Genomic DNA, 6,996 nt, shown 5'->3' on the forward strand with positions numbered 1-6,996 from the left:
CTCGCAAGACGGTACGAAGCTCGAAGGACGGCTACGCGGCGAAAGTGACGAACTACTTGTATGATCGCCAGTATGTTATTCTGGAGACAGACGGGGCTGGTGCGATGCAAGCTCGCTATGTGCGCGGCATCAACTACATCGCCCGCATCGACGCGGCGGACAAGCTCTCATACTACCTGTTCAACGGTCACGGCGACGTGGTACAGACCGCAAGCGAGAGCGGAGAAGTCGAGAACCAGTACGACTACGACATTTTTGGCAACCCGATTCTGACGGTAGAAGAATCCTATACGAGCGCGATCCGCTATGCTGGAGAGTTCTACGATTCGGAAGTCGGCTTGTATTACCTGCGCGCGAGATACTACGATCCATATATTGGGCGGTTTATCTCTGCGGACAGTTACTGGGGTGAGGACTCGAACCCGTTAAGCTTGAACTTGTATACGTATGCGAATAACAATCCGATCATGTATGTGGATCCGACGGGGCATTATCCGTCCTTCAGCTTGGGTTCGCTCGTTGGGGGAGTCGTAGGAGGACTTGTAGGAGGAGCTATCGGAAGCGTTGTAGGGGCTATTGTGGATGCTGGAGTTCAAATTATCCAGTCCATGTCCCAAAGTAGTAAATCAAGTGGAAATTCCGGGAATCAGAGTGGTGTTAACGGAGGAAGTGACTCTTCCAGTTCCAATAGTTCCTCGGAAAGTTTTTATAATCCTTTCGTCAGCGGTTTTGATCCATTCGATTTGTTAAGCATATTCGGGATAGTACCCTCATATGGAGAACCGATGGATCATATTACTGAGGAAGATAACGCGGCCTTGCTCGAAGCCGCACACCAATCGATAAGGGAAGCGGAAGAGCAGCGGCAAAAGGAAATGGAGGAACTGGATAGGCAGATTGAGGAGACACAGAAGCTGATAAAGGCTTTCAAAGAGCAGCATGATGAAGCTGAGAAACTTTTAAAAGAAATTAGAGGCCAGCTCAAGGAGCTTAAACAGACAGGCGACAGAATTAACACATTAAAAGAACAGCTAAGAAAGGGAAAAGAACGGATAGAAGACGCCGTAGCCAGAGGCGAGATCTCAGTGGAAAAAGCTGAGAAATTTATAGAAAAATATAAATATTTGGACAATATTGATTTCTCAAAACCAGAGGAAAAACGAGGAACTGTTGTTGAGGAAGCACTTCTCGGTTTTATCATGGAGATGGGGGGCTCGGTTTCCGACACATTTGATTTTGTAATCTATACTGCGGTAGATCCTCCTGGTGCGGGAAAAGCAGTTATCGATGGAGCGGTTGACACCGGTCAGGAGATCTGGGCAAGGGTAAGTGACCCTAAAGCAACGTATGAGGAAGCGGAGAAAGCGGTTGAAGATTTTTCCAAACTGTCCAAAGAGGATCAAGCTCGAGTATTTGGCGCATTTTTAACAAACTTCTCACCGAGTAAGCGCACAAAAATGTTTATCCCCGACGGGAAACACTCTGGTGGGAAAGGGTTTGAAGGCAAGAAGAAGGGCTCCGACGGGGATGGATTGGGAGTTCATGAGGGTGTAGGGAAATTCTTAGATGCACCTGCCTCAAGCAATGGAACGCTTAATATTGGTGCAAGAGGTAAGCCTACAGAGGGTGCTTACAATATTGATATTGATCCTAAAGCTCCAGGAGTTCATTATGGAGATGCTACAAATCTATCTAACATTAAAACAGGTAGCCAAAGTAAAATTATCATCGAAAATCCTTTTAATTATGATGCATTGAATCCTGAGGTATTAAGAGTTTTATCTCAAGATGGGGAAATTATAATCACTGGTTCACGTTCTAACATGAATAAAATAGTGAAAACATTAGATGATAAGGGGCTGCAAATCAAAGGTGATAGACGGGAGATTCCGAATGACGGCAGCTATAAAACTACTGATGGTGAAAATATCAAATCCGAAATGCTAGATCAGTATACTATTACAAGAAAGTGAGGATGAAGATGAAACTAACTCTTGATATTAGTAAGAAAGAATTTGATGGTATAGTAGGTGCTGATATGGAAGTTACTCCAACCATTTTTTTGAATTTTCCAAATGATATTAAGGGTGTTTATGAATTTGAATTGATAAATTCAATTGTAAATATTTATGATTTTAAAGATCAGGCAGAAATGCAAGGATTTCAAGTAGAGGATGATTCGCTCTTTGTATTTGGGAAAATGAAAATTCAAATAGAAGGCGTCAAGGGTGCAGATTTCAAGTTAGTTGAAGGAGATTTTCATACAGGACGTAAGCAATATCATACCTGGCCATATACACTTAATAAAGGTGATGTGGTTTGTATGTGTGGAGGCGACCTATCTTTCCTCGATGACTATTACGCATCAATAATTATTGTGACTGAAAATAACCCCAAAATCACATTAATCTTTAATACGGAAGAAACTGTTCCTTATGATTTTACGAATATTAGCAGTACAAAGCGTGCACATTCAAAGAAAACTAAGTATGAACATACTAGTTCTCAAGGGAAATTATTTGATTTTAGCTTTTTTCAAGAGCATCTGAAGTCTGGAAGAAAAGTAATCAGAAGCGAATAGTTCCTCCTCCGCCATTTAAGTTGGGGAAGGATATGGTAAGAAACGAGCGATTGAGCCTATAAAGAATTTTGTGTAACCATACTAGCCGCCTTGCGATTACGCTTGGCGGCGTTTCTTATTTGTCACCGCCGCTCTCCGCTGGAAATGCAACACACCCTTTCGGTGCTTCCAAGTGTCGTAAACCCCAAATGATCAAAGCCCATGCCCACGGCGGTAGCCTCACAGCCTGCCACAAGTGAGCTCCCATGCAGGGCAAGACACTGATGGGGGACAGGCTGCGCAGTCCGGGATCGGAGTGAAGAGCCAGCAAGACCCCTGCACAGAGGAATCAATAGCGGCAGTCCGTTTATCCCATCAGGCGATGGGGTAAGGCGTTCCGGTTGCCGGAGGCGCAGCGGCTTTGATCTTTCGGCGGGCTTCGCCCTTTTTTCTTTACTTTGATGACCATTATGATATTCATGTACGTGGTGCTATATCAAAGAGGGCGAACGCGCAAAGAGAATATGGTGATGATTTTACTAAAGATGATTATTATAATCTAGCGTACGACTTAGCTACATCAAAAGTTGATGGAGTTAATATTATTCAAAGATACCAAGGGAATACTAAGATAATTTATAATAGGCAGACTAACGATATGGTATTTGTTCATAATGATGGAACAATCGGAAGTTTGTATAAACCCAAGTTTGGTAGTTCTGACCCTGACGCTGGTTATAATTATTTTATGAGAATTACAAATGCATCGCCATAAAAGGGAGCAAAAAGTATGCATATATGTATGGTTTGTGGGTATAATGGATTAGATTATCCACAAAGGGATGAACTAGGATACGCAACACAATGTATTTGTCCTTGTTGTGGCTTTCAATCAGGTTTTCATGATGATGCTATGGACCAACCAATGACTATTGAAGAATATAGGGATTTATGGATTAGCGAAGGTGCTAAATGGTTTAGTAATAGTAGAAAAAAAACGCAAAACTGGAACTTGGAGGAACAACTTAAAAGAATAAATATTACGATATAAATAAAGACCTTGGGAGTTCCCCAAGGTCTTCTTTTTGTATACGAAAACCCCCAGTTCGACTGGCGTCCCGATTGGCTAACGACGATCAAATTGCCTCTTTTGCGATTCAGTCCCAGACAGAGACGGGAATTCCCGCCTCTGCAAAAAAACCATTACGTATGGTAGGAGGAAAAAATGGAGGATATTTTGAAAATGTATCAAAATGTTTATAATTCGGATCGTACTGAGCATAGGATTGATGAAATTGCAGACATACTCGAATATGGCAGAATTGACAGAGAAGCGGTGAAATTACTTGCGTATGAAATGATTAATCAATCTCTAAGTGAAAGCGATGAGACGATTTAACCGACAAGCATGGAAATCTAGTTACTGCTACACCGGGGGTGATAAAGTGAAACTCATAGGGAGTAAACAAGAACAGGATTTCAGAAAGGAATTAGAAGCCTCAAATTTGGTTTTGGCTCAAGACGGAAAAGCAGAAACAATATTGAATGTGTTAAGAGCTACTTTTGGAGAAGTAAAAAGTGCATATATTTTGGATTGGACACCTGAACAAGGCGAGGATATATTCACTTTTTTAGTTGACCTTGATAAAATTGCTAAGGTTGAAATTAGCAGAGTCAGTCATTCGGAAGTTCCTTTAATTGAAACTTATAATCTGAAGGATTTCCAAAAACGGTTGAGTAAAATATTTCAAATTAAATTAGCCGTGGCGATTGATTTAGCGAAAAAGGAACATCAAAAGGGTTAATACCTTGTAAAAACCTTGATCGGCTTCATGCCTTTCAAGGTTTCTTTTTTGCCGCGGCAACCTTCACAGATCACTGTGTCTTATGCAGGGAAAAACTGTGTGTCCCTAACTGATTGTTTGGCAGAGATGGCTTGCAGCCTTTGAAACCACTATTGTACAAGCTGAGGCTGTCAGGATCGGTTTGAAAGGCGCAAGCCCCCTACAATCATGCAAATTAATAGGGACAGATTCAGAGGGTGATAACTAGGGCGCCGATAGCCAAACTGGTCGATGTCAAAACGTGAAAGTAGGCATTTGGGTGAGCCAAAAGCGTGATGCAAAGACCAACCAAATCTATGATAAGATAAAACAGGGCAAAGAGATTACTACCACAGATGTAAATGAATATGCAGATCTCTCCGCGATGGTAAAGGTAGCCCAAAATATAGGAAGAGATGTTGTAGTTAGTCTGGATTACCTATGGATGGGAAAAGGCACTAACAGGAGAATTGTCAGGAGAGGAAAAAACATGGTTTAGACAATTAGCCGACCATGAATTGGCAGAAAGTAAAATGATGCAAGAAGGATTACCATATCGAGATATAAACTATTTTAATGGCGGTACAATGAACGAAAGTACAAAAGGTGCTCATGAGTTAGCACCACCACAACCCGGAGGATTTCCAGGATTTAAACCAAAATTTTGAGGTGGGTAAATTTGAATACTAAATTTGAACAAGCTAGAGTAAGAATAAAAAGCATCGATTTGAAAAAAAATGGTATAGATAAACCTTCTTATGCGGTCTTAGTAACAGAGTTTATTAGAAGGGGTAATATTTTTTTGGATTTTAGCTCCAAGGATGATAATAGACGTGCTGTATTTAATGCGGCAGAAATAATCAAGCTTGATATACCTTTTCATGTAAAAGAAAAATGTACTGGGTTATTTAACGTAAATGTTGATTGGGTTACAGAGTATCTTTGCACTTTTTATCTTGAATGGGCATACGTAGTTGATAAACAATCTCCTATTGCTGTGAAGTTTTATGATCTATATGACCCTATTATTAAGCTGTTTGAGAGAGGTGGAAGAATCAGTTATCACCATAACGAGTTAGTATGCGGGAAGTATGCATGGCCGCGCAATTCTGGGGCTATATCTAGAGGACTTTCTCCACAAGACATTAGGGATGAAGTTCTGGATGCACTTGATAATGAAAGTATAGAGTTATAAAGTGAATTATTTTTGTAAGTTTCTTTATAACCCCAACAGCAAGATCGTACAATACAACCAACAAACCACTAAACAATTTATAAACACTTGATAAACTTTCAAAAGCTTATTCCAACTTGAACGTTGAGGAGGAATGGGCTTTTTTGAATGCCTAAAGTCAAAGGAGGAGAAGGAAATGGAAAAACATGTACGGGTAGAAGAGGAATAGTTAGACTTGTTTGATGGTTCACATAGAGCAAATATTGAATGGCCTTCAGGCACTAGTTCGTCAAGTTCTTCCCCGTCATCGTATAACCCCTATGCAAAAAGTGAGCGATCAGCGAATGATATTGGGGCTATGAACTCGGGGGATAAGGCGTACTCACAAGCCCTCCTAAATGGTGGCAGCGTGGATGATGCTAGATGGGCAAGAAGAGATTAACGCAGTAACGAGTTATCTTCACTAAAGGAGGCGTCCCGATTGGCTAACGACGATCAAATTGCCCCTTATGCGATTCAATCCCAGACAGGGACGGGAATTCCCGCCCTTGCAAAATGATTACGTATGGTAGGAGGAGAAAATGGAGGATATTCTGAAAATGTATCAAAATGTTTATAATTCGGATCGGCCCGAGCATAGGATTGATGAAATTGCAGACGTACTCGAATATGGCAGAATTGACAGAGAAGCGGTGAAACTGCTTGTTAATGAAATGATTAATCAATCTCTAAATGAAAGCGATGAGACGATAAAAGAAAGCTTATTTAATGCAATGAGGACTGCCGTTACTTTTCAAGGTGTTGGTAAAGATATTGATTGGGATACTCTGGCATCCAATGTTTGTAATATCAATGAAAGACATCTCGAATATATATTTATATGTCTGGGTGCTTCTTATCAGACTAAACATCTTCCTCTATTAGTGAGTTATCTAAGCCATTCTAACCAGAATATTGCCGAAAGCGCCGAAAGAGCAATAGAAGAAATCAAATTTAATTTGGAGATGTAGTGGAGAGATATTTACGAATTCCTCATAAGGTGTCTTACAGTTGATTAGAGAGGCTGTATAATCAAAAAAAGTTACGTTTTAGACCTTGATCGGCCTCCTGCCTTTCAAGGTTTCTTTTTCTATACACTATCGCCAACGACACAAACAACCGTTTTTTTTGCGCCTCACGGCTTAAAGCACTGGAAAACCCTTGGATACAGGGGAGGGAAACGATTTTACCGATCCAATAACTGGCTGATGTGCTGAGGATTTTAGTAGGTGGCTGATTGGGACTCTGTCAAGATAGTAGACACAAAACTTTATAACTGCACAGTAATAAAGTGCACATTATAGGGCGAACGAGCTGCGGAAAGTACTAGCCCAACTAGAGAAAGGCAATTCACAGGTAGCCAAACTTGTTGATGCCAAAGGGAACGAGGAAGCGGGCAC

Annotated in this window: 9 protein-coding genes; all 9 read left to right on the top strand. The window is 41.0% G+C overall.

Annotated elements, in window-relative coordinates:
• Positions 1-1,973, top strand: a 1,973-nt coding sequence (locus AC6RNO_RS36270; protein ID WP_497108405.1) for an RHS repeat-associated core domain-containing protein, incomplete at its 5' end; no start/stop codon positions are given.
• A gap of 8 nt (positions 1,974-1,981) precedes the next feature.
• On the top strand, positions 1,982-2,581 hold the full coding sequence (locus AC6RNO_RS36275) for a hypothetical protein (RefSeq protein WP_488438724.1): 600 nt from the start codon (positions 1,982-1,984) through the stop codon (positions 2,579-2,581).
• Between the two features lie 400 nt (positions 2,582-2,981).
• Complete coding sequence (locus AC6RNO_RS36280) at positions 2,982-3,335, top strand: hypothetical protein (protein WP_497108406.1); 354 nt, start codon at positions 2,982-2,984, stop codon at positions 3,333-3,335.
• 15 nt (positions 3,336-3,350) lie between these two features.
• Positions 3,351-3,611 carry a hypothetical protein gene (locus AC6RNO_RS36285; RefSeq protein ID WP_488438725.1) on the top strand — a complete coding sequence of 87 codons (261 nt, stop codon included), beginning with the start codon at positions 3,351-3,353 and terminating at the stop codon, positions 3,609-3,611.
• A 174-nt stretch (positions 3,612-3,785) separates the two neighbouring features.
• A complete protein-coding gene (locus AC6RNO_RS36290; protein ID WP_488438726.1) occupies positions 3,786-3,959 on the top strand; it encodes a hypothetical protein in 174 nt (57 codons plus the stop codon).
• Positions 3,960-4,005: 46 nt separating this feature from the next.
• Positions 4,006-4,365, top strand: coding sequence for a hypothetical protein (locus tag AC6RNO_RS36295; protein WP_488438727.1), 360 nt, complete (start codon positions 4,006-4,008; stop codon positions 4,363-4,365).
• A 488-nt stretch (positions 4,366-4,853) separates the two neighbouring features.
• The gene (locus AC6RNO_RS36300; RefSeq protein ID WP_497108407.1) at positions 4,854-5,051 is read left to right on the top strand and encodes a hypothetical protein; all 198 of its coding nucleotides are present in this window, start codon (positions 4,854-4,856) and stop codon (positions 5,049-5,051) included.
• 11 nt (positions 5,052-5,062) lie between these two features.
• On the top strand, positions 5,063-5,578 hold the full coding sequence (locus AC6RNO_RS36305; RefSeq protein ID WP_497108408.1) for a hypothetical protein: 516 nt from the start codon (positions 5,063-5,065) through the stop codon (positions 5,576-5,578).
• Positions 5,579-6,138: 560 nt separating this feature from the next.
• On the top strand, positions 6,139-6,567 hold the full coding sequence (locus AC6RNO_RS36310; protein ID WP_497108409.1) for a hypothetical protein: 429 nt from the start codon (positions 6,139-6,141) through the stop codon (positions 6,565-6,567).
• Positions 6,568-6,996 lie beyond the last annotated feature (429 nt).

The organism is Paenibacillus sp. sgz302190 (assembly GCF_059820445.1).